The sequence below is a fragment of the Streptomyces sp. NPDC048481 genome, from assembly GCF_043200075.1.
Classification (GTDB): domain Bacteria; phylum Actinomycetota; class Actinomycetes; order Streptomycetales; family Streptomycetaceae; genus Streptomyces.
In genome coordinates, this window is sequence record NZ_JBICXC010000003.1 from 440,777 (window position 1) to 466,718 (window position 25,942).

The 25,942-nt window shown below is 72.8% G+C and carries 21 protein-coding genes and 1 pseudogene; 8 read left to right on the plus strand and 14 right to left on the minus strand.

Going from position 1 to position 25,942, the window contains the following annotated elements:
• Window positions 1–140 precede the first annotated feature (140 nt).
• On the plus strand, window positions 141–653 hold the full coding sequence (locus ACGFSH_RS12660; RefSeq protein WP_393347654.1) for an LURP-one-related/scramblase family protein: 513 nt from the start codon (window positions 141–143) through the stop codon (window positions 651–653).
• 4 nt (window positions 654–657) lie between these two features.
• On the opposite strand, the gene ACGFSH_RS12665 is transcribed toward ACGFSH_RS12660, so the two are convergent.
• Window positions 658–1,476 carry a carbon-nitrogen family hydrolase gene (locus ACGFSH_RS12665; protein ID WP_393347656.1) on the minus strand — a complete coding sequence of 273 codons (819 nt, stop codon included), beginning with the start codon at window positions 1,474–1,476 and terminating at the stop codon, window positions 658–660.
• A 225-nt stretch (window positions 1,477–1,701) separates the two neighbouring features.
• On the opposite strand from ACGFSH_RS12665, the gene ACGFSH_RS12670 reads away from it, so the two are divergent.
• Window positions 1,702–2,526 (plus strand): maleylpyruvate isomerase family mycothiol-dependent enzyme, encoded by an 825-nt coding sequence (locus ACGFSH_RS12670; RefSeq protein ID WP_393347657.1) that lies wholly within the window; start codon window positions 1,702–1,704, stop codon window positions 2,524–2,526.
• Between the two features lie 117 nt (window positions 2,527–2,643).
• On the opposite strand, the gene ACGFSH_RS12675 is transcribed toward ACGFSH_RS12670, so the two are convergent.
• Complete coding sequence (locus ACGFSH_RS12675; RefSeq protein ID WP_393347659.1) at window positions 2,644–3,546, minus strand: D-alanyl-D-alanine carboxypeptidase family protein; 903 nt, start codon at window positions 3,544–3,546, stop codon at window positions 2,644–2,646.
• A 255-nt stretch (window positions 3,547–3,801) separates the two neighbouring features.
• On the opposite strand from ACGFSH_RS12675, the gene ACGFSH_RS12680 reads away from it, so the two are divergent.
• A complete protein-coding gene (locus tag ACGFSH_RS12680; RefSeq protein ID WP_393347661.1) occupies window positions 3,802–4,473 on the plus strand; it encodes a GntR family transcriptional regulator in 672 nt (223 codons plus the stop codon).
• 62 nt (window positions 4,474–4,535) lie between these two features.
• Window positions 4,536–5,783 (plus strand): nitrate/nitrite transporter, encoded by a 1,248-nt coding sequence (locus tag ACGFSH_RS12685; protein WP_393348119.1) that lies wholly within the window; start codon window positions 4,536–4,538, stop codon window positions 5,781–5,783.
• A gap of 397 nt (window positions 5,784–6,180) precedes the next feature.
• Here ACGFSH_RS12685 and ACGFSH_RS12690 read toward each other — a convergent pair whose 3' ends face one another.
• From ACGFSH_RS12690 to pdhA (ACGFSH_RS12700), 3 genes are read right to left on the minus strand one after another with little or no spacing between them, the layout of a single operon-like run.
• The gene (locus tag ACGFSH_RS12690; protein ID WP_393347663.1) at window positions 6,181–7,683 is read right to left on the minus strand and encodes a dihydrolipoamide acetyltransferase family protein; all 1,503 of its coding nucleotides are present in this window, start codon (window positions 7,681–7,683) and stop codon (window positions 6,181–6,183) included.
• A gap of 10 nt (window positions 7,684–7,693) precedes the next feature.
• A complete protein-coding gene (locus ACGFSH_RS12695) occupies window positions 7,694–8,686 on the minus strand; it encodes an alpha-ketoacid dehydrogenase subunit beta (protein ID WP_329411822.1) in 993 nt (330 codons plus the stop codon).
• Between the two features lies 1 nt (window position 8,687).
• On the minus strand, window positions 8,688–9,908 hold the full coding sequence (pdhA, locus tag ACGFSH_RS12700) for a pyruvate dehydrogenase (acetyl-transferring) E1 component subunit alpha (RefSeq protein ID WP_329411820.1): 1,221 nt from the start codon (window positions 9,906–9,908) through the stop codon (window positions 8,688–8,690).
• Between the two features lie 588 nt (window positions 9,909–10,496).
• Between pdhA (ACGFSH_RS12700) and ACGFSH_RS12705 the strand changes: the two genes are divergently transcribed.
• Window positions 10,497–11,780 carry a phosphotransferase gene (locus ACGFSH_RS12705; RefSeq protein WP_393347666.1) on the plus strand — a complete coding sequence of 428 codons (1,284 nt, stop codon included), beginning with the start codon at window positions 10,497–10,499 and terminating at the stop codon, window positions 11,778–11,780.
• A gap of 163 nt (window positions 11,781–11,943) precedes the next feature.
• Here the strand turns inward: ACGFSH_RS12705 and ACGFSH_RS12710 are convergent, their stop codons facing one another.
• The gene (locus tag ACGFSH_RS12710) at window positions 11,944–13,530 is read right to left on the minus strand and encodes a protein kinase (protein WP_393348121.1); all 1,587 of its coding nucleotides are present in this window, start codon (window positions 13,528–13,530) and stop codon (window positions 11,944–11,946) included.
• Between the two features lie 355 nt (window positions 13,531–13,885).
• On the opposite strand from ACGFSH_RS12710, the gene ACGFSH_RS12715 reads away from it, so the two are divergent.
• Window positions 13,886–15,511 carry a protein kinase gene (locus ACGFSH_RS12715; RefSeq protein WP_393347668.1) on the plus strand — a complete coding sequence of 542 codons (1,626 nt, stop codon included), beginning with the start codon at window positions 13,886–13,888 and terminating at the stop codon, window positions 15,509–15,511.
• Between the two features lie 153 nt (window positions 15,512–15,664).
• On the opposite strand, the gene ACGFSH_RS12720 is transcribed toward ACGFSH_RS12715, so the two are convergent.
• Complete coding sequence (locus ACGFSH_RS12720) at window positions 15,665–16,213, minus strand: bacterial proteasome activator family protein (RefSeq protein WP_393347670.1); 549 nt, start codon at window positions 16,211–16,213, stop codon at window positions 15,665–15,667.
• A gap of 239 nt (window positions 16,214–16,452) precedes the next feature.
• On the opposite strand from ACGFSH_RS12720, the gene ACGFSH_RS12725 reads away from it, so the two are divergent.
• On the plus strand, window positions 16,453–16,917 hold the full coding sequence (locus ACGFSH_RS12725) for a hypothetical protein (RefSeq protein ID WP_393347672.1): 465 nt from the start codon (window positions 16,453–16,455) through the stop codon (window positions 16,915–16,917).
• A gap of 30 nt (window positions 16,918–16,947) precedes the next feature.
• Here ACGFSH_RS12725 and ACGFSH_RS12730 read toward each other — a convergent pair whose 3' ends face one another.
• Complete coding sequence (locus ACGFSH_RS12730) at window positions 16,948–17,928, minus strand: NAD(P)H-quinone oxidoreductase (RefSeq protein ID WP_393347674.1); 981 nt, start codon at window positions 17,926–17,928, stop codon at window positions 16,948–16,950.
• A gap of 110 nt (window positions 17,929–18,038) precedes the next feature.
• Window positions 18,039–18,737, minus strand: a pseudogene (locus ACGFSH_RS12735) (potassium channel family protein); the annotation flags it as partial.
• A 122-nt stretch (window positions 18,738–18,859) separates the two neighbouring features.
• On the opposite strand from ACGFSH_RS12735, the gene ACGFSH_RS12740 reads away from it, so the two are divergent.
• On the plus strand, window positions 18,860–19,975 hold the full coding sequence (locus ACGFSH_RS12740) for a potassium channel family protein (RefSeq protein WP_393348123.1): 1,116 nt from the start codon (window positions 18,860–18,862) through the stop codon (window positions 19,973–19,975).
• 28 nt (window positions 19,976–20,003) lie between these two features.
• On the opposite strand, the gene ACGFSH_RS12745 is transcribed toward ACGFSH_RS12740, so the two are convergent.
• From ACGFSH_RS12745 to pdhA (ACGFSH_RS12765), 5 genes are all read right to left on the minus strand, one after another.
• Window positions 20,004–21,398, minus strand: coding sequence for a molybdopterin molybdotransferase MoeA (locus ACGFSH_RS12745; RefSeq protein ID WP_393347676.1), 1,395 nt, complete (start codon window positions 21,396–21,398; stop codon window positions 20,004–20,006).
• Entirely contained in the window at window positions 21,395–22,324 is a 930-nt protein-coding gene (locus tag ACGFSH_RS12750; RefSeq protein WP_393347678.1) for an NTP transferase domain-containing protein, read from the minus strand. The genes ACGFSH_RS12745 and ACGFSH_RS12750 overlap by 4 nt, the downstream gene beginning before the upstream one ends.
• An 82-nt stretch (window positions 22,325–22,406) precedes the next feature.
• Window positions 22,407–23,765 (minus strand): dihydrolipoamide acetyltransferase family protein, encoded by a 1,359-nt coding sequence (locus ACGFSH_RS12755; RefSeq protein ID WP_393347680.1) that lies wholly within the window; start codon window positions 23,763–23,765, stop codon window positions 22,407–22,409.
• A complete protein-coding gene (locus ACGFSH_RS12760; protein ID WP_393347682.1) occupies window positions 23,765–24,769 on the minus strand; it encodes an alpha-ketoacid dehydrogenase subunit beta in 1,005 nt (334 codons plus the stop codon). Before ACGFSH_RS12760 ends, ACGFSH_RS12755 begins: the two co-directional genes overlap by 1 nt.
• A complete protein-coding gene (gene pdhA / locus ACGFSH_RS12765) occupies window positions 24,769–25,902 on the minus strand; it encodes a pyruvate dehydrogenase (acetyl-transferring) E1 component subunit alpha (protein WP_393347684.1) in 1,134 nt (377 codons plus the stop codon). Before pdhA (ACGFSH_RS12765) ends, ACGFSH_RS12760 begins: the two co-directional genes overlap by 1 nt.
• Window positions 25,903–25,942 lie beyond the last annotated feature (40 nt).

Here is a 25,942-nt window from a genome sequence, read left to right on the forward strand (position 1 = left end):
GAAGACTGAGGACCCTTGAGGCCCGGCGGGCGACCCCGCCGGGCCCACAGCTGTGCCCCGCTCCCGCAGACGGGTCAACCGTGCCGGGAAAACCCTCCGTCGCCGGGAGACGTCCGCGGGTGCGGGGAAGCAGTACCGGTATGAGATTCCTCGTGCGCGACCGGCTCCTCGGGTTCGGTGACGACTACTGGATCGAGGACGACCGAGGCAACAAGGTCTTCCTCGTCGACGGCAAGGCCATGCGGCTGCGCGACACCTTCGAGCTGAAGGACGCCCGCGGACGCGTCCTGATCGACATCCACCAGAAGATGTTCGCCCTGCGCGACACCATGGTGATCGAACGGGACGGCGAGCCGCTGGCCACGATCAGGCGCAAGCGGCTGTCGCTGCTGCGCAACCACTACCGGGTCGCCCTGGCGGACGGCCGCACCGAACTAGACGTCAGCGGCAAGATCCTCGACCGGGAGTTCGCCGTCGAGTACGACGGCGAACTCCTGGCCGTCGTCTCCCGGCGATGGCTGCACGTGCGGGAGACCTACGGCGTCGACGTCGTGCGCGAGGACGCCGACACGGCCCTGCTGATCGCGGTGGCGGTGTGCGTGATCCACCTCGCCGACAAGGAGCGGGCCGACCGGGCCAGGGACGACGACTGAGCGGTCAGCGGCGCGGGGGCCGCAGACCGAGCACCCGGTCCTTCAGGGCCGGGAACTGCTCGCGGGTCGCGGCCGTCCTCGCCGGGTCGAAGTCGACGGTGAGGACCTCCTCGCCCGCTCCCGCCTCCGCGAGGACCTCGCCCCACGGATCGACCACGATCGAGTGACCCGCCTGCGGAACTCCGGCGTGCGTCCCGGCCGTTCCACACGCGAGCACGAACGCCTGGTTCTCGACCGCCCGTGCCCGGGCCAGCAGCGTCCAGTGCCCCCGGCGGCGCTCCGGCCAGCCCGCCGAAACGACCAAGGTCTCGGCGCCGGCGTCGACGAGAGCGCGGAACAGCTCGGGAAAACGGAGGTCGTAGCAGGTGGCGACGCCGAGCGTGGTCTCCGGGAGAGGGACCGTCACCAGGTCCTCGCCCGCGGCCATCAGCACGGCCTCGCCCTTGTCGAAGCCGAAGCGGTGGATCTTGCGGTAGGAGGCGGCCAGCTCGCCGGAGGGGGAGAAGACGAGGGACGTGTTGTAGAGCGCGTCGCCGTCCTCGGCGCGGGAGCCGGCGGAGGGGGCCCGCTCCGGGATCGAGCCCGCGTGCAGCCACACCCCCGCCTCGCTCGCGGCCTTCGCCATCGCCTCGGCCGTCGGCCCGTCCAGCGTCTCGGCCTCGTCTGCGAACCGCTCGTAGGCGAACGCCCCCGTCGTCCACAGCTCCGGGAGCACCACGAGGTCGGCGCCGGCCTGCTCACGGACCAGCGCTGCGGCCCTCGACCGACGGGATTCGACCGATTCGCCCTCTTCTACGGCGATCTGGATCAGAGAGGCGCGCACACTACCACCGTCCTGGCATTCGAGTAGCCCACAGGGCCTACGATCGTCACACGAAAGCACTGCCGGGGTGCCTCACAGCAGCGTAACTTGGGGGTCCTCCCGATTCGAGCGCAGCCGAGAACGGGGGAGTTCCGAGACGCCGCCGACAGCGCCGACAGCGCCGGCTCCCGCTGGCAACGCCGCCACAGCCCACCCGAGTACCGATCGCCGAGGGGTCCCGTTTCCGTGAGTCTGCATCCCACCCTCCAGCCCTACGCCGACGCCTGGACCCACTCCATCGCAGCGATATCCGAGCTGGTGGAGCCGCTGGCGGAGGCGGACTGGAACCGCCGGACGCCCTGCCCGGGCTGGTCGGTGCGCGACATCGTGTCGCACGTCATCGGGCTGGACTGCGAGATGTACGGCGACCCGCGCCCCATCCACACCCTGCCCCGCGACCTGTTCCACGTCACCAACGACTTCCAGCGCTACATGGAGATGCAGGTCGACGTCCGCCGCCACCACACGGCCCCCGAGATGACGTCCGAGCTGGAGTACACGGTCATCCGCCGCAACCGGCAGCTGCGCAACGAGTCCCGTCAGCCCACGACGACGGTGCGCGGGCCGCTCGGCACCGAGCTGACGCTCGAGGAGTCCATGCGGCTGCACGCCTTCAACGTCTGGGTGCACGAGCAGGACCTGCGCGCCGCGCTGGGCCGGCCCGGCAACCTCGACTCCCCCGGCGCGCACATCGCCCGGGACGCGCTGCTCGCCGAGCTTCCGGCGGTCGTCGCCGAGAAGGCCGCCGCGCCGCGCAGTTCCGCGGTCGTCTTCGACGTGCACGGCCCGATCGAGTTCCTGCGCACCATCCGCGTCGACATCCAGGGCCGCGGGACCCTGGAGACGGCTCCCGCGCTCGGGCCCGCCGCCTCGTTCACCCTCGACTGGGAGACGTACGTGCGCCTGGCCTGTGGCCGGGTGACGGCGGAGGCGGTGGCCGACCGGGTGAAGGCCGAGGGCGAGCCGGAGCTGACGGCGGCCGTCCTGCGGAACTTCGCGGTCACCCGGTAGCCGGCCCCGGCCGGATGCGGCACCCGACGACAGCGGGCCCGTCGTGTGGATCACGACGGGCCCGTTCTCGTGCGCAGCGGTCGGCCGGAGGCCGACAGGTCCCTGCCTGACCGGCGGTCAGCCCAGGCGGGCGAAGCCGTAGTTCAGCAGCTTCGTGGCGTCGGCGGCGCGCACCGTCGCGTTGGTGGAGGCCAGCACCGTGCCCACGACGGTCTTGCCGCCCCGGGTGGCGGCGAAGACGAGGCAGTACTTCGCCTCCGGGCCGGAGCCCGTCTTCACGCCGATGGCGCCGCTGTAGCTGCTCAGCAGCGTGTTGGTGTTGATCCACGCGCCCATGGTGCGGGTCGAGCCGGTCTTGGTGATGGTCTTGGCGGTGTAGGACTTGGTCTTGACGACCGCGCGGAAGTTCGCGTTCTTCAGCGAGTTGCTGGCGAGCTTCGTGAGGTCCTTGGCGGTCGAGTAGTTCGCCCCGTTGCCGATGCCGTCGAACGAGTCGAAGTGCGTCCGCGTCATGCCGAGCGTCTTCGCCTTGCTGTTCATCTTGGCGATGAAGCTCTTCACGCGCGCGGCCCGCGTCGTGCCCGTGCCGAACTTGTCGGCCAGGGCGTACGCGGCGTCACAACCCGACGGCAGCATCAGCCCGTAGAGCAGCTGACGGACCGTGACCTTGTCGCCGACGATCAGCCGCGCGGACGACGCGGTGTTCGCGACGATGTAGTCGCTGTAGGCCTTCTGGATGGTGACCTTGGCGTCCAGGTTCAGGTTCGCCTGCGACAGCACGACGTTCGCCGTCATGATCTTGGTGGTGGAGCCGGTGGACAGCTTGGTGTCCATGCCCTTGTTGTAAAGCGCCGCACCGGTCGCGTTGTTCATCACGAAGCCGGTCTTGGCGGCGATCGTGGGTGTCGCGACAGCTTGCGCGGGCGCCGCGGTGAGGGCCCCGGTCGCGAGCACGGCGCCGGCGGTGACGGCTACGGCGGCGGCCCTGCGGACTCGGATGCCCTTGATGGCGGTTATCAACTGAAATACCCCGATTACGTCGAATGCCCCTGCGGTGCGGCCAAGTTCAAGGGGGAAAGAGGTGGGCCGCACATGTGTGACACGTAAGTAGCACACAAAGTTGTGGGCCTGCCGGGCAGAATTTCCGATTACTTGATCCATCCCTTACCCGGACCCCACCCGCCGACGCCCCTCCGCCGCCCGCCGCACCCCGCCCTCGGGTCCACATCCTGGACCGGTCCCCGCATGCGTACGCGTTGTATCTATCCTGTGGGCATGCAGTCCTCCGCTCCGCCGGCCCCCGTCCCCGTCAAGCAGCCGCCCGCCGCCGACCGGGTGTACGCACACGTCAAACAGGGTGTCCTGGACCGCCGTTACGAGGGCGGGGCTCTCCTGACCGAGGGCGAGCTGGCCGAAGCCGTGGGAGTCTCGCGCACACCGGTGCGCGAGGCGCTGCTGCGGCTGGAGGCGGAAGGGCTGATCAAGCTCTACCCGAAGAAGGGCGCGCTGGTCCTGCCGGTCTCCGCGCAGGAGATCGCCGACGTCGTGGAGACCCGCCTGCTGGTCGAGGAGCACGCGGCGCGCAAGGCCGTGCCCGCGCCGCCCGCGCTCGTCGCGCGCCTGGAGGAACTGCTGGCCCGCCAGCGCGAGCAGGCCGCCGCGGGCGACCTGGCCGCCGCCGCCGTGACGGACCGCTGCTTCCACGCCGAGATCGTCCGCAGCGGCGGCAACGAGATCCTGTCCCGGCTCTACGACCAGCTCCGCGACCGCCAGCTGCGCATGGGCGTCGCCGTCCTGCACTCGCATCCCGACCGGATCGCCAAGACCCTCGCCGAGCACGCGGAGATCCTCGAGGCGCTGCGCTCCGGCGACGCCGAACGGGCCGTCGAACTCGTCCACGGCCACATCGGCTGGTTCTCCCACCTCGCCCGCGGGGAGGTCCGGTGAGCACCGCGCCCCGCGGCCTGAATTCCACCCTTGCGGGTGACCCTCCCGGCGGACGGCGCGCCATGGCCGTCTGGGGGATCGGCGTCTCGGTCTACTTCGTCGCCGTCATCTTCCGCACGTCGCTGGGGGTGGCCGGGCTCGACGCCGCCGACCGCTTCCAGGTGAACGCCTCGGCGCTGTCCACGTTCTCGATCCTTCAGCTCCTCGTCTACGCCGGGATGCAGATACCGGTGGGCCTGCTGGTCGACCGACTGGGCACCAAGCGGGTGCTGACCATCGGCGTGGTGCTGTTCACCGCCGGCCAGCTCGGCTTCGCCTTCTCCCCGTCCTACGGCACGGCCCTCGCCTCGCGCGCCCTGCTGGGCTGCGGGGACGCGATGACGTTCATCAGCGTGCTGCGGCTCGGGTCCCGCTGGTTCCCGGCCCGGCGCGGGCCGATGGTCGCCCAGCTCGCCGGTCTGGCGGGCATGGCGGGCAACCTCGTGTCCACTCTCGTCCTGGCCCGGCTGCTGCACGGCGTCGGCTGGACGGCGGCCTTCGCCGGCAGCGCCGTCGCCGGCGTGGTGGTGCTGGTCCTGCTGCTGCTGTTCCTGAAGGACCACCCCGAGGGGCAGGAGCCCGAGCCGTTCGCGCACCGGGGCGGGGCCTACGTCCGCCGCCAGATCGCCGCGTCCTGGCGTGAGCCGGGCACCCGGCTGGGCCTGTGGGTGCACTTCACGACCCAGTTCCCGGCGATGGTGTTCCTGCTGCTGTGGGGGCTCCCGTTCCTGGTCGAGGCACAGGGCCTGACCCGTGCCACGGCCGGTGAACTCCTCACGCTGGTGGTCCTGAGCAACATGGTCGTGGGCCTCGTCTACGGCCAGATCGTCGCCCGCCATCACGGGGCGCGGCTTCCGCTGGCTCTGGGCACGGTCGGAGCGACGGCCCTGGTGTGGGCGGCGACGCTGGCCTGTCCCGGCGGCCGCGCGCCCATGTGGCTGCTCGTCGTGCTGTGTGCCGTCCTCGGCGCGTGCGGGCCGGCCAGCATGCTCGGGTTCGACTTCGCCCGCCCGGCGAACCCGCCCGAGCGCCAGGGGACGGCCTCCGGCATCACCAACATGGGCGGCTTCGTGGCGTCCATGACCACGCTCTTCCTGATCGGCGTGCTGCTGGACGCCACCGGCGACGACTACACGATCGCCTTCTCCTGCGTCTTCGTCCTCCAGGCCCTCGGCGTCAGCCAGATCCTGCGCCTGCGCCGCCGCGCGGCCCGCCGCGAACGGGAACGGCTGGTGGCCAGCAGAGTGGAAACGGTGCACGTCCCGGCCTGAGCGAAACGGTGCACGTTCTGGCCTGAGCAGACGGTGCACGTCCCGGTCTGAGCCCGGTCCCGGTCGGCGACGGCGCGGAACGGCCGGCCGGGCCCTCTTCGGGGACCGTCGGCAACCGGCCCGCCCGGGGCGCCCGGCAGTCGGCCTGCCCCGGCGCCCGGCCCATCCCCGGCGACCGAGGACGGCCGGGCCGCACACGCCGGCCCCGGAGCACTCACCCGTCCCTGGCAGATGACAGATGGCAGACGGGACGACGGGCCCGCCCCCGGGCAACCGGGGGTAGCCGGGCCGTCCCGGCGATGCCGGTAGGCCCGGTGGGCCGGCTGCCGTTCCGGTGGCACGCCGGAGGGGTGCCGCGGCCCGCGTGGGCGCGGCTCCCTGCGACGGGGTGGGTCGCTCAGCCCCAGGTGATCAGCTTCTTGGGCTGCTCCAGGATCGCCGCCACGTCGGCCAGCACCTTGGAGCCCAGTTCGCCGTCCACGAGGCGGTGGTCGAAGCTGAGCGCCAGGGTGGTGACCTGGCGGGGCTTGACCTTGCCCTTGTGGACCCACGGCTGGAGCCTGATCGCGCCGACCGCGAGGATCGCGGACTCGCCGGGGTTGAGGATCGGGGTGCCGGTGTCGACGCCGAAGACGCCGACGTTGGTGATGGTCACGGTGCCGCCCTGCATCGCGGCGGGGGACGTCTTGCCCTCCCTCGCCGTGGACACCAGTTCACCGAGGGACTCCGCCAGCTGCGGCAGCGTCTTGGCGTGGGCGTCCTTGATGTTCGGGACCAGCAGACCCCGGGGGGTGGCCGCCGCGATGCCCAGGTTGACGTAGTGCTTGACCACGATCTCCTGCGCCGCCTCGTCCCAGGACGCGTTGATCTCCGGGTGGCGCTTGACGGCGATCAGCAGGGCCTTGGCGATGAGGAGCAGCGGGTTGACCCGCAGCCCCTGCATGTCCTTGTCCTGCTTCAGCTCCTCGACGAGCTTCAGCGTGCGGGTCACGTCGATCGTCACGAACTCCGTGACGTGCGGCGCGGTGAACGCCGAGCCGACCATCGCCGCCGCCGTCGCCTTGCGCACGCCCTTGACCGGGAGACGCGTCTCCCGTGCCGTGTCGTACGACGCCACGGGCGCGGCCGCGGGGGCCGTGATGGGGGCCGGAGCGACCGGGGCTGCCGGAGCAGCGGTCACCGGCGTGGCGGCCGGTGCGGCCGCGGGGGCCGGGGCCGCCGCCGCGTGGACGTCCTCGCGGGTGATGATGCCGTCGGGGCCCGACGGCACCACGGTGGCGAGGTCGACGCCGAGGTCCTTGGCCAGCTTGCGCACCGGCGGCTTGGCCAGCGGCCGTTCCCGCACGGTGCTCGCGCCGCCGTGGCCGTTCAGCTCGGCCTGGACGGCCTCCTGGACCTGCGGGACGGTGATCTGGGGGCCCTTGCGCGGCCGGCGTTTGGTGGAGGACACCGCCACGCCGTAGCCGACGAGCACCGGCTGCCGGCCCGAGCCCGCGGACTTGGCCGGCGCGGACTGCGCGGTGCCGGCCGCAGGCCGGGCCTCCTCCGGGGCCGCCGGTGCCTGCGCGGCCGGTGCCTGGGCCGCCGGTGTCTGGGCCGCCTGCGCCGGGACCTCGGCGACCGGGGCGGCGGTCGCGCCGCCCGACACGTCCACCGCGATGATCGACGTGCCCACGTCGACCGTGGTGCCCTCGGGGAAGTGCAGCGAGCGCACGACGCCGTCATAGGGGATGGGCAGTTCCACGGCGGCCTTTGCGGTCTCGACCTCGCAGACCACCTGGCCGTCCGTGACCGTGTCACCCGGCTGGACATACCACTTGAGGATCTCGGCCTCGGTGAGCCCCTCGCCCACGTCGGGCATCTTGAACTCGCGTACGGACGCTTCCGTCATCGTCGTCACGACCCTCTCCTCAGTACGCCAGGGCACGGTCGACGGCGTCGAGCACCCGGTCCAGGCCCGGCAGGTACTCCTCCTCCAGGCGCGCCGGCGGGTACGGGGCGTGGTAGCCGCCGACCCGCAGAACCGGGGCCTCCAGGTGGTAGAAGCAGCGCTCCGTGATCCGGGCGGCGATCTCCGCGCCCGAGCCGAAGAACACCGGCGCCTCGTGGACGACCACCAGGCGGCGGGTCTTCTCCACCGACGCCTGGATCGAGTCGAAGTCCAGCGGGGACACCGAACGCAGGTCCACGACCTCCAGGTTCTTGCCCTCCTCGGCGGCCGCGGCGGCGACCTCCTGGCAGAGCTTCACCATCGGGCCGTAGGCGACGAGCGTCAGGTCCGTTCCCTCGCGGACGACCTTGGCCTTGTGCAGCGGGCCCGGGATGGCCTCGGTGTTGACCTCGGCCTTGTCCCAGTAGCGCCGCTTGGGCTCGAAGAAGATCACCGGGTCGTCGCTCTGGATGGCCTGCTGCATCATCCAGTACGCGTCGGACGCGTTGGACGGCGAGACGATCTTCAGGCCGGACACGTGCGCGAAGAGCGCCTCGGGCGACTCGGAGTGGTGCTCGACCGCGCCGATGCCGCCGCCGTAGGGGATGCGCACGACGACCGGGAGCTTGACCTTGCCCAGCGAACGCGCGTGCATCTTGGCGAGCTGGGTGACGATCTGGTCGTAGGCCGGGAAGACGAATCCGTCGAACTGGATCTCCACCACCGGGCGGTAGCCGCGCAGGGCCAGCCCGATCGCGGTGCCGACGATGCCCGACTCGGCGAGCGGGGTGTCGATGACGCGGCTCTCGCCGAAGTCCTTCTGAAGTCCGTCGGTGACCCGGAAGACGCCGCCGAGCTTGCCGACGTCCTCACCCATGATCAGGACCTTGGGGTCCGCCTCCAGGGCGTGGCGCAGCGACTCGTTGATCGCCTTGGCCAGGGCCAGGTTCTTGGTGCTCGCGGTGTCCGCCATCTCAGTTTCCCCCCGTACCCGCGGCGAAGCCGCTCTCGGATTCCGTCGCGAACGACGCCTGGTACGCGGCGAACTGCGCGCGCTCCTCGTCGACCAGGGCGTGTCCGTCCGCGTACACGTTCTCGAAGATCGCGAATCGGTCCGGGTCGGGCATGGCGCGGACCGCTTCGCGCACTCGCCTTCCCAACGCCTCGCTCTCCGCTTCGAGTTCCGCGAAGAATCCCTCGTCCGTGTGGTTTGAGGCCTCCAGGTGGCGGCGCAGGCGCAGGATCGGGTCCTTCGCCTCCCACGCCTCGCGCTCCTCGTCGGCCCGGTACTTCGTCGGGTCGTCGGAGGTGGTGTGGGCGCCCATGCGGTACGTGTACGCCTCGACGAGAGTGGGGCCCTCGCCGTTGCGGGCCCGCTCCAGGGCCCACCGCGTGACCGCGAGGCAGGCCAGCACGTCGTTGCCGTCCACGCGGACGCCGGGGAAGCCGTAGCCCTGGGCGCGCTGGTAGAGCGGGACGCGGGTCTGCTTCTCGGTGGGCTCGGAGATCGCCCACTGGTTGTTCTGGCAGAAGAACACCACCGGCGCGTTGTAGACCGCGGAGAAGGTGAACGACTCCGCCACGTCGCCCTGGCTGGAGGCGCCGTCGCCGAAGTAGGCGATGACCGCGCTGTCCGCGCCGTCCTTGGCGACGCCCATCGCGTACCCGGTCGCGTGCAGCGTCTGGGAGCCGATGACGATGGTGTACAGGTGGAAGTTGTTGCCGTTGGGGTCCCAGCCGCCGTTGTTGACGCCACGGAACATGCCGAGCAGGTTCGTCGGGTCGACCCCGCGGCACCAGGCGACGCCGTGTTCGCGGTAGGTCGGGAAGACGTAGTCGTCCTCGCGGGTGGCCCGGCCCGAGCCGATCTGGGCGGCCTCCTGGCCGAGCAGCGAGGCCCACAGACCCAGTTCGCCCTGGCGCTGCAGGGCGGTCGCCTCGGCGTCGAAGCGGCGGGTGAGCACCATGTCGCGGTAGAGGCCGCGGAGGTCTTCAGGGGTGACACCGGAGACGTACTTGGCGTACTCGGCGTTCTTGGCGTTCTTGACCCGCTTGCCCTCCGGGGTCAGCAGCTGCACGAGCTCGGGCTCGGCGCTCTTCCTCGCGGTGGTGCGGGCGCGCTCGGTGCCGCTCGCGCCGGCCTTGCTTCCGGCGCTGCGTCGCGGCTTGTGCGCGGCAGTGCTCTCCACGGTCACGTGTGCTCCTCCGTCGGTCCGGCCCCCGGGGTCGCCGGGTGGCTGGGGTCCCTCCGGCTCTCCAGGAGCCTGAGGGAGCGGCTCACCTGATTTCCGACACCCGTGCACGGGGTGGGTGCCACTCGGTCGGACCAGGCGTGACAGGTGCCCCGGCGAGCGCCCTGCGATCGACACGTTACCCAGTGCGTCACATTTCTGTGAAACCCCTCCTGACCTGCGTTTTTGCTTGGATTTCCAAGTAAATCGGCAAAGTCGGGAAGGAGCCTGGTCACAGCCTTGCAGGAGGCCGGAGCAACGGCACGTTATCCCGGCCACCCGCGCCACGGGAAGAGCCATCGGAAAGCGACCTGCGGCCGTCCGGGCGGGCGGGGCGCCGGTCCGCCCGCCCTCGGACCCGCCGGGCGGCCCCCTCGACGGACCTCGCGCGGGCGCCCTCCGGACGGGCCCCGGTCGGCCCTCGACGCGACCGGATGCGACCGTCCGTGACTCCCGTTGCCGTTGGGTGACCATCTGTGACAACGCGCAGCTCACAGGCGCGCGCAGTGGCCTAGCATCGGGCGCGTGCCGCGCTCCTGTGTACCCCCCTCAGTGCCCCACGCGCCCCCTCTGGGCGCTCTGCTCCACCGGTACGCCGCCGGCTCCCCGCTCACGTGCGAGCCCGTCGAGGAAGGCCTGCTCAACCGCGGATACCGGCTGCGGACCACGCGCGGCCGGTACTTCCTCAAACACCACTTCGACCCCGACACCGCCGACCCCGCGTCGATCGCCCGGCAGCACCGGGCCACCGAGCGCCTGGCCGACCTGGGCGTCCCCGTGGCGCCCCCGCTGCCCGGACGCGACGGCCGCACGGTCGCCCTCGTCGGCGGCCACGCCTACGCCCTGCACCCCTGGGTCGAGGGCCGCCACCGCCACGGCTCCCAGCTCACCCCCGGCCAGTGCGGCCGTCTGGGGGCGCTGCTGGGGGTGGTGCACGCCGGCCTGGAGCACGTCATGCGCGCGCCCGCCGCCGGACAGCCGTCGCCGGGGCGGAGCGAGCACGTGCCTGCGGCGCGCGAACCGGAACACACCCCAGGCGGGCGCGCCGCCCGCACCGGACCGGCCCCTCGTCCCGGACGCACACCCCCCACCGAGACGGCTCCTCCCACGGCGGGCCCCTCTCCTTCCAGGGGCCACGCCGCTCTTGCGGTCCCCGGCCCCCGTGACGCACCCGGCGCCGCCGCCGCGCACGCCGCCCGCGCCTGTCAGGCCGCCCCCGCCTGCCCCGCGCCCCTCGGCGACGCCGCCGGCCGGTCCGACGGCTCCGCGCCGAGCCCCGACCCAGCGGACACCTTCGGCCTCATCGACGATCTCCTCGCGCGCGTGCGCCGCCACCGCCCCGCCGACTGCTTCGACGAACTGGCCCGCCACCGCCTCCTGGAGCGGCGCCGGCTGCTGGAACGGCACGCGGACCGGCGGCCCTCGCGCGGCGGCCCGGTCGGCTGGGTGCACGGGGACTTCCACCCCTTCAACCTGCTCTATCGCGGGGACGCGCCCGCCGCCATCGTCGACTGGGACCGGCTGGGGGTGCAGCCCCGCGCGGAGGAGGCCGTCCGCGCGGCCGCCATCTTCTTCGTCCGGCCCGACGGCACGCTCGACCTGCCGAAGGCGAGGGAGTACGCACGCGCGTACCGGCGCACGGCCGGGGCCTCGTCCGGCGAACTCGCGGCGGCCGTGCACCGCGTGTGGTGGGAGCGGCTCAACGACTTCTGGATGCTGCGCTGGCACTACGAGCGCGGCGACACCCGCGCGGACTCCCAGTTCCCGGCGTCCTCGGCGCTCGCGGTGTGGTGGACGCGCGAGTACGACGCCGTCCGCGCCGCGTTCACCGACTGACCCGGAGGGGCACGGCCGCCCCCGCGGGTCTCCCGCTCTCCTCGGCCCCCGGCCCGGGGCCCCCACCCACCCACACGCACGCGCGCGCGGGACCCCCGTCAGGGGCACACGCGCGCGTGGAGGAGAGGAACTGCTTCGCGGCCGGTGTGACCGGCCGGTCCGGTCAGCCGCCGGTGAGACCGCCGCCGAGGGTGGTGTTGCCTGGATCGGTTCCGCCCGTCTCGTTGCCCGAGGCCGGAGCGCTCGGCTCCGTCTCCGTGTCGGTGGGCTCGTTCGAGGGCTGGCCGCCCGTCTCGTCGTCCGTCGGCTCGCCGCTCGCGGACTGGGACGGCGAGGGAGACGGTGAGGAGGAGGGCTTGTACGAGGGCGAGTAGTTCTGGTTCGTGTTGGAGCCGGTGTTGTCGTCCGAGGTGTCGTCGCTGGACGTCTGGCTCTCCTCGTCGCTGGGCTGCTCGCTCGGCGCGCTGTCCGACACGGACGGCGAGGCGGACGGCGAAGGGGAGGTCCCTCCGTCGCCGGTTCCGTTGCTCCGGTTGTTCAGCGCGAGCGCGACGCCCGCGGCGATGGCGATCACCGCGAACACGGCGAGGATCCACAGCTTGCCGCGGCCGCTGCCCTTGTTGCCGTGGCCCTCGAACCCGCCGTCGTCACCGCCGCCGTAGCCGGTGGGCAGGATCGGCTGCGGGATCTGCGAGGTGCTGGAGCCGTCGGCTCCGTGCGGCAGCACGGCCGTCGTGCTCGCGAAACCGCCGGCGGGCGTGCCGGCGCCGCCCGCCGCCCCCACCGGCCCGGTGTTCCAGGTGCCGGTGTGGCCGCCCTGGTCGTACAGCATCTGCAGGCCGTACTGGACCAGGCCGCGCATCTCCTCCGCCGTCTGGAAACGGTCGTCGGGGTCCTTGGCGAGGGAGCGCATGACCAGGCCGTCCAGCTCCGGCGGGCACTCGCCGCCCGAGGTCTGCGACGGCGGCACCGGGATGTCCTGCACGTGCTGGTAGACCACCGACAGCGGTGTCTCGCCGGTGAAGGGGGGCCGCAGCGCCAGCAGCTCGTACAGCAGACAGCCGGTGGCGTACAGGTCGGAGCGGTGGTCGACGGCCTTGCCGAGCGCCTGCTCCGGCGAGAGGTACTGCGGGGTGCCCATGACCATGCCGGTCTGCGTCATCGTCGTCGACGCGCCGTGCAGGGCGCGCGCGATGCCGAAGTCCATCACCTTGACGGCGCCGTTGTGCGTGATGATCACGTTCGCCGGCTTGATGTCGCGGTGCACGATGCCGTGCTGGTGCGAGTAGGCGAGCGCCTCCAGCACTCCCGAGGTGATGATCAGGGCCTGCTCGGGCCCCGGCGCCTCGGCGTTGAGGAGGAGGTCGCGGATGGTGCGTCCCTCGACGATCTCCATCACGATGTACGGCACGCTCTGGCCGCCCACGAAGTCCTCGCCGGAGTCGTACACGGCGACGATCGCATGGTGGTTGAGGCCGGCCACCGACTGGGCCTCGCGCGTGAAGCGGGCCTTGGACACGGGGTCCTCGGCCAGATCGGCGCGCAGCAGCTTGACCGCCACGGTGCGGCCGAGACGTACGTCCTCCGCCGCGAACACCTCGGCCATGCCGCCCCGGCCGAGTCGGCGGGTCAGCCGGTAACGGCCGTCTCCGACCAGCCCTCCGTTGCCCCAGTTCTCCGGCGCATCGGACATACCGCCGCCAGTCGCCTCGGGGTCGGACGGGCCCTGAGCGCGCTGCTGTGCCATCAGTCCTCGCCGTCGTTTCTGCCCGCGGTGCGCGCGGTGTTGTCACGGTCTCCGTCGGCCACGCTACAGCCTCCGCGCAAGCCGCCGGTCCGGGACGATCCCCAAAACGATCCCCGGGGCGGACCCCGGCGCCGGTCCGGGACGGACCGGCCATGAAACCCGTACTCCGTGCAGCCGTGCAAATTGTGTGTACCGGCCGTACGGCGCCTGTAACGCTTCCGCGACGCTTCTTTCTCGTAGGGTCACGGAACGGGCACCGAACTTGACGTGTCGGTGCCCTGCGGCAGACTTGGCCGGGAATAGCACTTCCGATCAACGACAGTCAACGGCGCCAGACGGCCGACGGGGGACGCAGAAGATGAGCCAGGACGGCGCGCAGGGCCGGTATGCGGGGCGGGCGCTCGCCGCCGGCCGGTATCAGCTGCGCGACTTGCTCGGCGAGGGCGGCATGGCCTCGGTCCACCTCGCCTACGACGCCGTTCTCGACCGTCAGGTCGCGGTCAAGACCCTGCACACCGAACTGGGCCGTGAACAGGCCTTCCGCGAGCGTTTCCGCCGCGAGGCGCAGGCCGTGGCCAAGCTCACGCACACCAACATCGTCTCCGTCTTCGACACGGGCGAGGACGAGGTGGACGGGCTCACCACCCCCTACATCGTCATGGAGTACATCGAGGGCCGCCCGCTCGGCTCGGTGCTCGACGAGGACGTGCGCCGGCAGGGCGCGATGCCGGCCGACAAGGCGCTGAAGATCACCGCGGACGTGCTGGCGGCGCTGGAGATCAGCCACGAGATGGGTCTGGTCCACCGCGACATCAAGCCCGGCAACGTGATGATGACCAAGCGCGGCGTGGTCAAGGTGATGGACTTCGGCATCGCCCGCGCCATGCAGTCCGGCGTCACCTCGATGACGCAGACCGGCATGGTCGTCGGAACCCCCCAGTACCTCTCGCCCGAACAGGCCCTCGGCCGCGGGGTGGACGCCCGGTCCGACCTGTACTCGGTCGGCATCATGCTCTTCCAACTGGTCACCGGGCGGCTGCCGTTCGAGGCCGATTCACCGCTTGCGATCGCGTACGCGCACGTGCAGGAGGAGCCGGTGGCTCCCTCCTCGATCAACCGGGCGCTGCCGCCGGCCGTCGACGCGCTCGTCGCCCGCGCGCTGAAGAAGAACCCGAACGAGCGTTTCCCGACCGCCGTCGCCATGCGCGACGAGTGCCTGCGCGTCGCCGCGTCCTTCCAGCCCGCCCCGCCGAGCATCGTGCCGGGCGCGCAGACCTCCAGCGGAGCGGGCGTCGGCTCGGCGGTGTTCCCGCCGGTCGGCCAGAGCACCCCGCCGCAGGGCAGCGTGCAGACGCCGTACCAGCCCGGCGCCAACCCGAACCCCTACGGCGCTCCGACGCCCGCGGCGTCCTACGGCTACCCGCAGCAGGGCGGCTACCAGACGCCCGCTCCGGCGTACAACCAGCAGGCGCCGCACACCCCGTACAACCTCGGCCCGCAGCCGTCGACCCCGGTGCCCTCGGGCGGCGGCCGCAGGAACAGCAAGCCGGTCCTCATCGGCTCGGCCGTCGTCGCCGTGGTCGCGGTCGGCGGTCTGATCGCCAGCCTCACCGTGGGCGGCGGCAACGACGACGACGCCAAGGGCGGCGGCGGGACCGCGAGTTCCTCGCCGGCGGTGACGAAGGCGGCGGACTACCGCGCGCCGGACACCTCCAAGACGATCGAGTCGACGGAGTGCTCCGAGCCGCAGGAGTCGTACAACGACCCCGACAAGATCCGGGTGCCGAACTTCCGCTTCAAGTACATCGGTTCGGTCAAGGCCTGCTTCCAGGCCGCCGGCTGGCCGTACAAGATCACGAAGGTCGACGAGAACACGTACGGCGACGGCGCGGTCATGGACCAGTTCCCCTCCGCCGGCACGGACGTCGACCCCAAGGACATGCCCGAGATCGAACTGAAGGTCTCCACCGGCAACCCGGCCTGAAACCGGCCGGCACGTCCGCCGCCGGCCTCCGGCGGCGCCCTGCGGACGACTGCCTGCGGACAACGGCGTGCGGACGACTGCATGTGAGAGGGCCCGGCGTGCGACGCCGGGCCCTTGACGTGTACTGCGTGGACTGCGGACGGCTGCCGACGACTACAGGTACGGCCCGCCCGAACGGCCGCCCGCGGCGCGCGGGTCGTCCGCGCCCTCATGGCTCATGCCGGGCGGCAGCGCGCGGCGCATCTGCTCCAGCTGGGCCCGCGCCGCCATCTGCTGGGCGAAGAGCGTGGTCTGGATGCCGTGGAAGAGGCCCTCCAGCCAGCCGACCAACTGGGCCTGCGCGATGCGCAGTTCCGCGTCGCTCGGCGTCGACTCCTCGTTGAACGGCAGGGACAGTCGCTCCAGTTCCTCCACCAGTTCCGGGGCCAGACCGTCCTCCAGCTCCTTCACCGAACTGGAGTGGATCTCCTTCAACCGGGCCCGGCTCGCCTCGTCCAGGGGAGCCGCGCGCACCTCCTCCAGAAGCTGCTTGATCATGCTTCCGATCCGCATGACCTTCGCCGGCTGCTCGACCTGCTCCGTCACCGGAATCTCACGGGAGTCCTCGTCGGCGTCGGTGCCGCCGAGCGCCATGCCGTCCTGGCCTACGACCAGGATCTTCTGGGCGTTCTCCGGCGACCTTTCGTTCCTCGGCATCTCCATGCCGTCATTCTCTCGCACGTGCCCACCCCATCACCGTGGTGCCCCCCGTGAAAGGCCATCCCGCGTTTCCGCGCGTCTCCGTTCGGCGGAGTCCGGAATGCGGGTGAAATGCGCCGATGTCACGCTTGGTGGGTGTTTTCTTGGCGAACGGTCACCGGGAGGGGGTCACGGACGTGACTCCGAGGCAGTGGGCATGGTGCGGGACCCGAGCGGCCGTGGCGGCCCTGGCGGGAGTCCTGGTGCTGGCATACGGAGGCGCCGCGTCGTACGCGGCCGGTCCGGCGCGCGGACGCCTCCCGGCATACGCCGACGCCCCCGCGTCGGCCACCCCCTCCCCCTCCCCGCACGAACCCGACCGGGCCGGCAGCCGGGCGGGCGAGGGACGCGCGCGGCCCGGGCGCGAGGACGAGGACGCGACCGCGCAGGACCCGGAGAGCGAGGACGAGTCCGGTGAGGACACGGACGCGGGGGACGGCGATCTGGAGGCCGGCGACGGCGAGCACGCCGACGACGACGCGTCCAGGCCCGCCGACGCCCCCGCGCCCGTGACCTCGGCGCCGGAGGACTCCCTGCGGCAGGCGGCCACCCAGGGGGACCGGGCGGACGGCCCCGTCCTCCAGATCCTCCCGCTCGGCAGCGGACTCGTCCTCATCGGCCTCGGCATCGCCCTGGCGATCGCCGCCCTCCGCCTGCGCCGCAGCTGACACCGCCCGCCCGGCCGGGGTGCCGGGGTGTCAGGGTGCGACCAGCAGGACCTTGCCGACGTGGCCGCTCTCCTCCACGATCCGGTGGGCGGCGGCCGCGTCGCTCATCGGGACCTCGCGGTCGACGACGGGACGCACCCGGCCAGCGGCGACCAACGGCCAGACGTGCTCGCGCACGGCGGCCACGATCGCGGCCTTCTCCTCCAGCGGACGGGCCCGCAGCGAGGTCGCGGTGACGGCGGCCCGCTTGCCGAGGAGCGCGCCGATGTTCAGCTCGGCCTTGGCGCCGCCCTGCATGCCGATGATCGCGAGACGGCCGTTGACGGCGAGGGCCTGGACGTTGCGGTCCAGGTACTTCGCGCCCATGTTGTCGAGGATGACGTCCGCGCCGGCGCCGGCGGTGGCCTGCCTCACCTCGGCGACGAAGTCCTGCTCCCGGTAGTTGACCAGGATGTCGGCGCCCAGTTCGGCGCACTGGTCCAGCTTCTCCTTGGTGCCCGCGGTGACGGCGACCCGTGCGCCGACGGCCTTGGCCAGCTGGATCGCCATGGTGCCGATGCCGCTGGACCCGCCGTGCACGAGCAGCGTCTCACCGGGACGGAGGTGGGCGATCATGAAGACGTTCGACCAGACGGTGCTGGTCACCTCGGGGAGCGCGGCGGCCTGCCGGAGGCCGACGCCTTCGGGCACCGGAAGCAGCTGACCGGCCGGCACGGCCACCTTCTCGGCGTAGCCGCCGCCCGCGAGCAGCGCGCACACCTCGTCGCCGGTGTTCCAGCCGGAGACGCCCGGACCGACCGCGGCGATCCGGCCGGAGCACTCCAGGCCGGGATAGCGCGACGCGCCGGGCGGCGGGTCGTAGAAGCCCTGCCGTTGCAGGATGTCGGCCCGGTTGACGGCGCCGGCCACCACCTCGACCAGGACCTCGCCCTCGCCGGGGACGGGATCGGGCACCTCGTCCCAGACCAGCGCCTCGGGACCGCCGGGTTCGGGAATCGTGATCGCATACATGAGGACGACGCTACTCCCCGGCCCCGGCAGGAAAGTCACGGGCGAACGGCCGGGGTGCAAGAGGGCTGGGACGGACGGCCGGGGCCGGGCGGCTCTCGACCGGCTCAGGTTCAGGCCGACGGCAGGGGCGGCACCCCGGGCATCCCCGGGGCGCCGAGCTGGACCTGCCTTCGGTCCGGCCCCACCCGCGCGATCGAGACCAGCCGGTCCGTGAGCTGAAGCACCCCGATCGCCGGGTCGTCGTAGGCGAGGACGCGATGCCCACGTACGACGCTGACCACGAGGTCGGCCGTGTCGCGCGGTCCGAGGCCCGCCTCGGCCTTGGTGACCGGGCGTTCGACCAGGTCGAGCCCGTCACCCTGCTGGATGAGGTCCTCCATGACCCGGCCCGCCGCCGGGCTGAGCACCGACAGCCCGAGCAGCCGTCCGGCCGCCCCGGCGCTGGTGATGACCTCGTCGGCGCCCGACTGCTTGAGCAGCGGCGCGTTCTCCTCCTCGCGGACGGCCGCCATGATCTTCGCGCCGGGGTTGAGCTGGCGGGCGGTGAGCACGACCAGAACGGCCGTGTCGTCGCGCTGGGTCGCGATGACGATCCGGCCCGCCCGCTGCACCTCGGCCCGCCGCAGCACGTCGCTGCGCGTCGCGTCGCCGACCACGCCCTCGTACCCCTCGGCCGTCGCGGCTTCGACCACCTTCGCGCTCGGGTCGATCACCACGACCTGGTCCTTGCGCAGACCTGCCGCACAGGCCGTCCGGATCGCGGACCGTCCCTTCGTGCCGAAGCCGACGACGACAATGTGGTCACGCAAGGGGACCTCCGGGGATCATGAACATCTGGGGGGCCAGGGACACGTGTTGATTCATGACGGGCGCGGACCCGCCGGGAACCATGGTGCCCACCGATCGGATCACCGTCAGCAGGGGGCACACGATGAAGGACCACGAACGACAGCCCGGCAGGCCCAGGTTCTCACTGTTCAGGTCCCTCTGGTACCGCTCACGCTCGGAAGCCCGTGACGACGCCGAAGCGGGACGCACCATCACGATGCCCGTGCGCGTCGGCGCGCCGCCGCTCCTTCAGGTGCTGCGGCGGCTGGCCCTGGGGCTTCTGGTGCTGGCGGTCACCACACTGATCGTCTACGTCGACCGTGACGGCTACAACGACAACTCCGACAGCTCCGTCGGACTGCTGGACGCGGCCTACTACGCGACCGTCACCCTCTCCACCACCGGCTACGGCGACATCACCCCGGTCAGCGACACGGCCCGCCTGGTCAACATCCTGGTCATCACCCCGCTGCGTGTGCTGTTCCTGATCATCCTGGTCGGCACCACCCTGGAGGTCCTCACCGAGCGCACCCGCCAGCAGGTCCGCATCCACCGCTGGCGGTCCCGCACCAGCGGCCACATCGTGGTCGTCGGATACGGCACGAAGGGCCGCCACGCGGTGCAGACCCTCGTCGGACAGGGCATCCCCAAGGACCACATCGTCATCGTGGACGCCCAGCGCAAGGCGGCGCTGCTCGCCGGGGACGACGGGCTGGTGGCGGTGACGGGCGACGCCACCCGTTCGGAGACGCTGGTCAAGGCCGAGGTGCAGCACGCCCGACGAGTGATCGTCTCGCCCCAACGCGACGACACGGCCGCCCTGGTCACCCTGACCGCCCGGCAGTTGAACCGGCGCGCCACCATCGTGGTCGCCGCCCGTGAGGACGAGAACGTGCCGCTGCTCAAACAGAGCGGCGCGGACACCGTGATCACCAGTTCCAGCTCCGCCGGACGGCTGCTCGGCGTGTCGATGGTGAGCCCGACCGTGGCCCGGACACTGGAGAGTCTGATGACCATCGGCAGCGGCCTGGACCTCATCGAGCGCCCGATCACCCACGCGGAAGCCGGCAAGGATCCCCGCGCCTGCAAGGACCTCGTCGTGGCCGTCGTCCGGGGCAAGGAACTGATCGACTACACCGACCCCCGGCTCGCCCATCTCCAGCAGGGGGACCGGGTCATCACGGTGAGCCGGAACGTCCCGGCACCCGAGCAGCCATGACGGCGTTTCACGTGAAACACACCCTGTTTCACGTGAAACAGGCACCGATCCCCGCCGTGGTCCACGGCAGGTCGAGCACTTCCGCCTCCTGACCCGCCCGTGCCCCGCCCGGCGGTACGACGGCGAGAGCATCGGCCGCCGCGATGCCCCGCAGCATGGCCGGCCCGTTGTAGTGCAGCGGCACGGCATGGTCACCCCGCAGCACCACCGGGATGAGCCGCGTGTCGTGCGGGTGCCCCTGCACGGACTCCCGCAGCGGCAGCGTGTACGGCTCGGGAGCCCCGCGGGAGGCGAGCGTGCGCAGCAGCGGCTCGGCGAGGGTGAGCAGGCCGGAGACGGCGGCGAGTGGGTTGCCGGGCAGACCGACGAGGTGCTGACCCTCCGCGACACGGGCCAGCAGCATGGGATGTCCGGGCCGCACCTTGACGCCGTCGACGAGGAGTTCGGCGTCGATCCGGCGCAGTGTGGGGTGCACATGGTCGACGGGCCCCGAGGCCGTGCCCCCGGTGGTGACGATCAGATCGGCGTCCGACGATGTGATGGCCTTGAGCAGGGCCTTCGCATCGTCCCGGAGCCTGCGCACGGCGATGACCTCGGCGCCCTGGGACCTCAGCCACGGCGGAAGCATGGGACCGAGCGCGTCCCGGATGAGGCCGTCATGCGGCCGGCCCTCGGCGAGCAGTTCGTCGCCGAGCACCAGTACTTCCACCCGGGGCCGGGGCACGACGGTCACCGTGTCGTAGCCGGCGGCGGCGGCGAGACCGAGGACCGCCGGTGTCACCACCGCGCCGGTGAGGAGCAGTTGGTCGCCGGTGCGGCACTCCTGACCGCGCGGGCGGATGTCCTGGCCGTGTTGCATCTCGCGGGTCGGATGCAGTCGGCCGCCGTCGTCCGTGCGACCGTGCTCGCTGCGCAGCACCGCGGTGGTGTCCAGCGGGATGCGGGCGCCGGTGGCGATGCGGACGGCCTCGCCGTCGGCGAGGGGCGCGGGCGCGGAACTCCCGGCGAGCACGCCTTCCTCCCGTACGTGCCAGGGGCCGGGACCCGCGACGGCCCATCCGTCCATCGCCGACGTGTCGAACGAGGGCAGGTCGGTGAGCGCGGTCAGCGGGGCGGCCAGCACCAGCCCCAGCGCGTCGCCGAGGCCGACGGAGACGGGAGCGGGGCGGGCGCCCGGCCGGGCGGCGCGAGCGGCGATCGTGCGGGCTTCGGACCAGGCCGTGGCGTGGTGGCGCTGCTCCCCGGCCTCCCGGTGGCCGGCGTCCGCGGCCCCGGCGGACGGTGAGGCGGCGGATCCTCGCCGGTCGGGGCGGGAGCCGCCGGGCGGGCGGGCGGAGCCGTTGCCGTCCTTCACCAGGGCGAGCGCCTCCTCGACGTCGAGGTCCTCGGCGTCGAGACCCTGCCGGGCGCCGTGCGGGGTCATCCGGCGTCCGGTCCCGGGCCGTCGTTCCCGGCGGGCCCGTCCTGCCCGGCCGCCCGCCCGGCTTCCTGCCCGGCGGCCTCCTGTTCGGCCTCCCGGGCCCAGCGCAGGGCCAGCGCGGCGGCCTTGCGGGAGGCCTCGGCGACGGCTTCGGAGCCGCCCCCCGCCCGCGCGGCCGCGTAGCCGACCAGGAAGGTCGTCAGAGGGGCGGCCGGCCGGGCCACGCCGTGGGCCGCGTCCCGGGCGAGGTCGAGGAGGACGCCGGTGTCGACGTCGAGGTCGACGCCCAGTTCGGCCTTGACTGCGGAAATCCATTCATCCAGCACGTGGTCATGCTCCCTGATACGGGCCCTGGCGGTGGCGATGTCGTCCCAGGTGTCGCAGTCGAAGGATCCGACCGGGTCGGGGACGCGGACGAGGTCGAGCCCGGCGGTCAGCCGGCGCAGGGGCAGCCCCGTGAGGCCGCCGTGGGCGGCGGTGAGCGCCGCCAGTTCGCGGCGCAGCGCGGCCGCGCGGTACGCGGCGACGAGCGGCTGGTCGCGGCCGTCCGCGTCGGTGAGGAGCGCGCCCTCGGTTCCACCGGAACGCAGCGCGGTCAGCAGCCGCCGCAGGGCGTCCGGCGCGAGGAAGGGCAGATCGGCGGAGAGAACGAGGACGTCGTCCGCAGTGACGTGGCGGAGGCCTGCGTCCAGCGCGGCGACGGGGCCAGCACCGGGCGGGTCCTCGCGCGCGAAGCGCACGGACCGGGCGGTGGGGCGGGGGGCCGCGACGACGACGGTGGCGCGGGCGTCGGCGCAGGCGTCGAGGACCCGGTCGAGCAGCGCGCGACCGCCCACCCGCAGGCCCGGTTTGTCGGCCCCGCCGAGCCGGCGGGCGCCGCCGCCGGCCAGCACGACGGCGTCGTGGGCGGCGGGCTCGTTCGAGGTCACCCTCCGAGTATGCGGGCCGGTCCCGGGGATTCGGACCCCCGGGACCACGGCGAACACGGGGAGGGCGGCGAGGCGCCCCCGGTCACAGGGTGCGCAGCAGCACCGCCGGCTGCTCCACGCAGTCGGCCACATGGCGCAGGAAGCCGCCCGCCGTGCCGCCGTCGCACACCCGGTGGTCGAAGGTGAGCGAGAGCTGCACGACCTGGCGCACCGCCAGCTCGCCCTCGTGCACCCACGGCTTGGGGACGATGCGGCCGACGCCGAGCATGGCCGCCTCCGGGTGGTTGATGATCGGTGTGGAGCCGTCGACGCCGAACACTCCGTAGTTGTTCAGCGTGAAGGTGCCGCCGGTCAGGTCCGCGGGCGTGAGCCGTCCCTCGCGGCCGGCCTCGGTGAGCCGGGCGAATTCCGCGGTGAGGCCCTCGGCGTCCCGCGCGTGCGCGTCACGGACCACGGGGACGACGAGGCCCCTGTCGGTCTGTGCGGCGAAGCCGAGGTGGACCTGGTCGAACTGGACGATCTCGCGGGCCGCCTGGTCGACGGTGGAGTTCAGCTCCGGATACCGGGCCAGCGCCGCGGTGCAGATACGGGCGAGCAGCGCGAGGAGGGAGATCTTCGGCCCGCCCGCCGCGTTCATCGCCGTCCGCGCCCGCATCAGTTCGGTCGCGTCGGCGTCCACCCAGCAGGTCGCGTCCGGGATCTCCCGCCGGCTGCGGGAGAGCTTGTCGGCGACGGCGCCCCGGACGCCCTTGAGCGGCACGCGGCGTCCGCCGGCGAGGGCGGCGGTCGCGCCGGCGCGCGGTACCTCCCGGCCGGACTCCTCGCGCGGCACGGCCACCCGCAGCGCGCTCTCGACGTCGGCCCGCAGGATGAGACCCTCCGGCCCCGAGCCCTTGAGTTCGCGCAGGTCCAGCCCGTTCTCCCGGGCGAGCCGGCGCACCAGCGGCGAGATCACGGGGACGGGCCCGCCGGACGCCTCGGCCTGTGCGGCCGGGGCGGCCGAAGGAGCCGGAGCCGCCGGGACCGCCGGGGCCGTGCCGTCGACCGCGACGGTGGCTGTGGCGGCCTGTCCGGGTCGCGCGGAGCGGACCCGGCGCCTGCGCGCGGGCGCCTCCGACGTGCCGTACCCGACGAGAACGTTGCCCGAGCCGCCGGTCGCGGCCTCGGCCTCGGCCTCGGCTGCGCCGGAGGCCGGCGCGCCGACCGCGACCGTGATCAGCGGGGCGCCGACGGGCAGTTCCGTGCCCTCCTCGCCGAAGCGGGCGGTCACCACACCCCCGTAGGGGCAGGGCACCTCGACCATCGCCTTGGCCGTCTCGACCTCGACGACCGGCTGGTCGACGGCGACCACGTCGCCGACCTGGACCAGCCAGCGCACGATCTCCGCCTCGGTGAGTCCCTCACCGAGGTCGGGCAGCTTGAACTCCAGCACCTGAGCCATCAGTTCCCGGCCTCCCACTGCAACCGCGCCACGGCGTCCAGGATGCGGTCGACGCCGGGCAGGTGGTGGCGCTCCAGCATCGGCGGCGGATAGGGCAGATCGAACCCGGCCACGCGCAGCACCGGCGCCTCCAGGTGGTGGAAACAGCGCTCGGTGACGCGGGCCGCGATCTCCCCGCCCGGGCCGCCGAAGGAGCCCGACTCGTGCACGACGACCGCGCGGCCGGTACGCCGCACCGACGCGGCGACCGTCTCGTCGTCGAACGGCACCAGCGAGCGCAGGTCGACGACCTCCAGGTCCCAGCCCTCGGCCCGCGCCGCCTCGGCGGCTTCGAGGCAGACCGGCACCGACGGCCCGTACGTGATCAGCGTGGCGCTGCGGCCCTGTCGCCGCACCACCGCACGGCCGATGGGCTCGACGTCCGTCGGCTCCTGCGGGTTCCAGGCGTCCTTGGACCAGTACAGGCGCTTGGGTTCGAGGAAGACCACCGGGTCGTCGGAGGCGATGGAGGCGCGCAGCAGGCCGTAGGCGTCGGCGACCGTGGCGGGCGTGACGACGTGCAGGCCCGGGGTGGCCATGTAGTAGGCCTCGGAGGAGTCGCTGTGGTGCTCCACTCCGCCGATGCCGCCGCCGTAGGGCACCCGGACGGTGATCGGCAGGGGCATCCGGCCGCGGGTGCGGTTGCGCATCCGGGCGACGTGGCTGATGAGCTGCTCGAACGCCGGGTAGGCGAACGCGTCGAACTGCATCTCCACGACCGGCCGCAGACCGTACATGGCCATGCCGACGGCGGTGCCGAGGATGCCGGCCTCGGCGAGCGGGGTGTCCGTGCAGCGGTCCTCGCCGAACTCCTTCGCCAGCCCGTCGGTGACCCGGAAGACGCCGCCGAGGGCGCCGACGTCCTCGCCCAGGACGTGGACGGACGGGTCGGCGGCCATGGCGTCGCGCAGCGCGCGCGTGAGGGCCTGCGCCATGGTGGCGGGCTTGAGGGCGACCGTCGTCATCAGTGCGCGCCTTCCTGCTCGGCCTCGAGCTCGGCCCGCAGCAGCGCCTGCTGCTCGCGCAGCTGCGGAGTGGGCTCGGCGTACACGTGCGAGAACAGGTCCATGGGGTCGAGGACCGGGTCCTGGTTCATCCGGGCGCGCAGGTCGGCGGCCATCTCCTCGGCGGCGTCCCGCGCGGACCGCCTGGCCTCGTCGTCGAGCAGCCCGCGCGCGGTCAGCTCGCGCTCCAGCAGCTGGATCGGGTCGTGCTCGCGCCAGGTCTCCACCTCGGCGTCGCCGCGGTAGCGGGTGGCGTCGTCGGCGTTGGTGTGGGCGTCGATGCGGTAGGTGACCGCCTCCACGAGCGTGGGGCCGCCGCCCTCCCGCGCGCGGCGCACGGCGTCCGCGAGCACCTCGTGCACGGCGGCCGCGTCGTTGCCGTCGACCAGGCGGCCCGGCATGCCGTATCCGACGGCCTTGTGGGCCAGCGAGGGCGCGGCGGTCTGCTTGGCCAGCGGCACGGAGATGGCGAAGCCGTTGTTCTGCACGAGGAAGACGACCGGCGCCTGCCAGACGGCGGCGAAGTTCAGGGCCTCGTGGAAGTCGCCCTCGCTGGTGCCGCCGTCGCCGACCATGGCGAGCGCTACCACGTCGTCGCCCTTGAGGCGGGCGGCGTGCGCGAGGCCCACGGCGTGCGGGAGCTGGGTGGCGAGCGGGGTGCACAGCGGCGCCACCCGGTGCTCGTACGGGTCGTAGCCGGTGTGCCAGTCGCCGCGCAGCAGAGTGAGGGCCTCGACGGGGTCCACGCCGCGTGCGACGACGGCGAGGGTGTCCCGGTAGCTGGGGAACAGCCAGTCGCGCTCCTCCAGGGCCAGCGCGGCGGCGACCTCGCAGGCCTCCTGGCCTGTGCTGGAGGGGTAGACGGCGAGTCTGCCCTGCTTGGTGAGCGCGGTGGCCTGGGTGTTGTAGCGGCGGCCGCGCACCAGCTGGGCGTACAGCCGGCGCAGCAGCTCCGGGTCGGCCTGTGCGGCCGCGTCGGTGCCGAGGACGCGATACGGCTCCGCGTCGGGCAGCAGTGGCGCGGGGTCGGTACGGGGCTGCCAGGCCGGCGGCGGAGTCGGCCGGTACGTGCCCCGCTGCTCCATGACCGTCATGACGGCACCTCCTCGGGGATGCGGCTACGGGAGGCGTGTC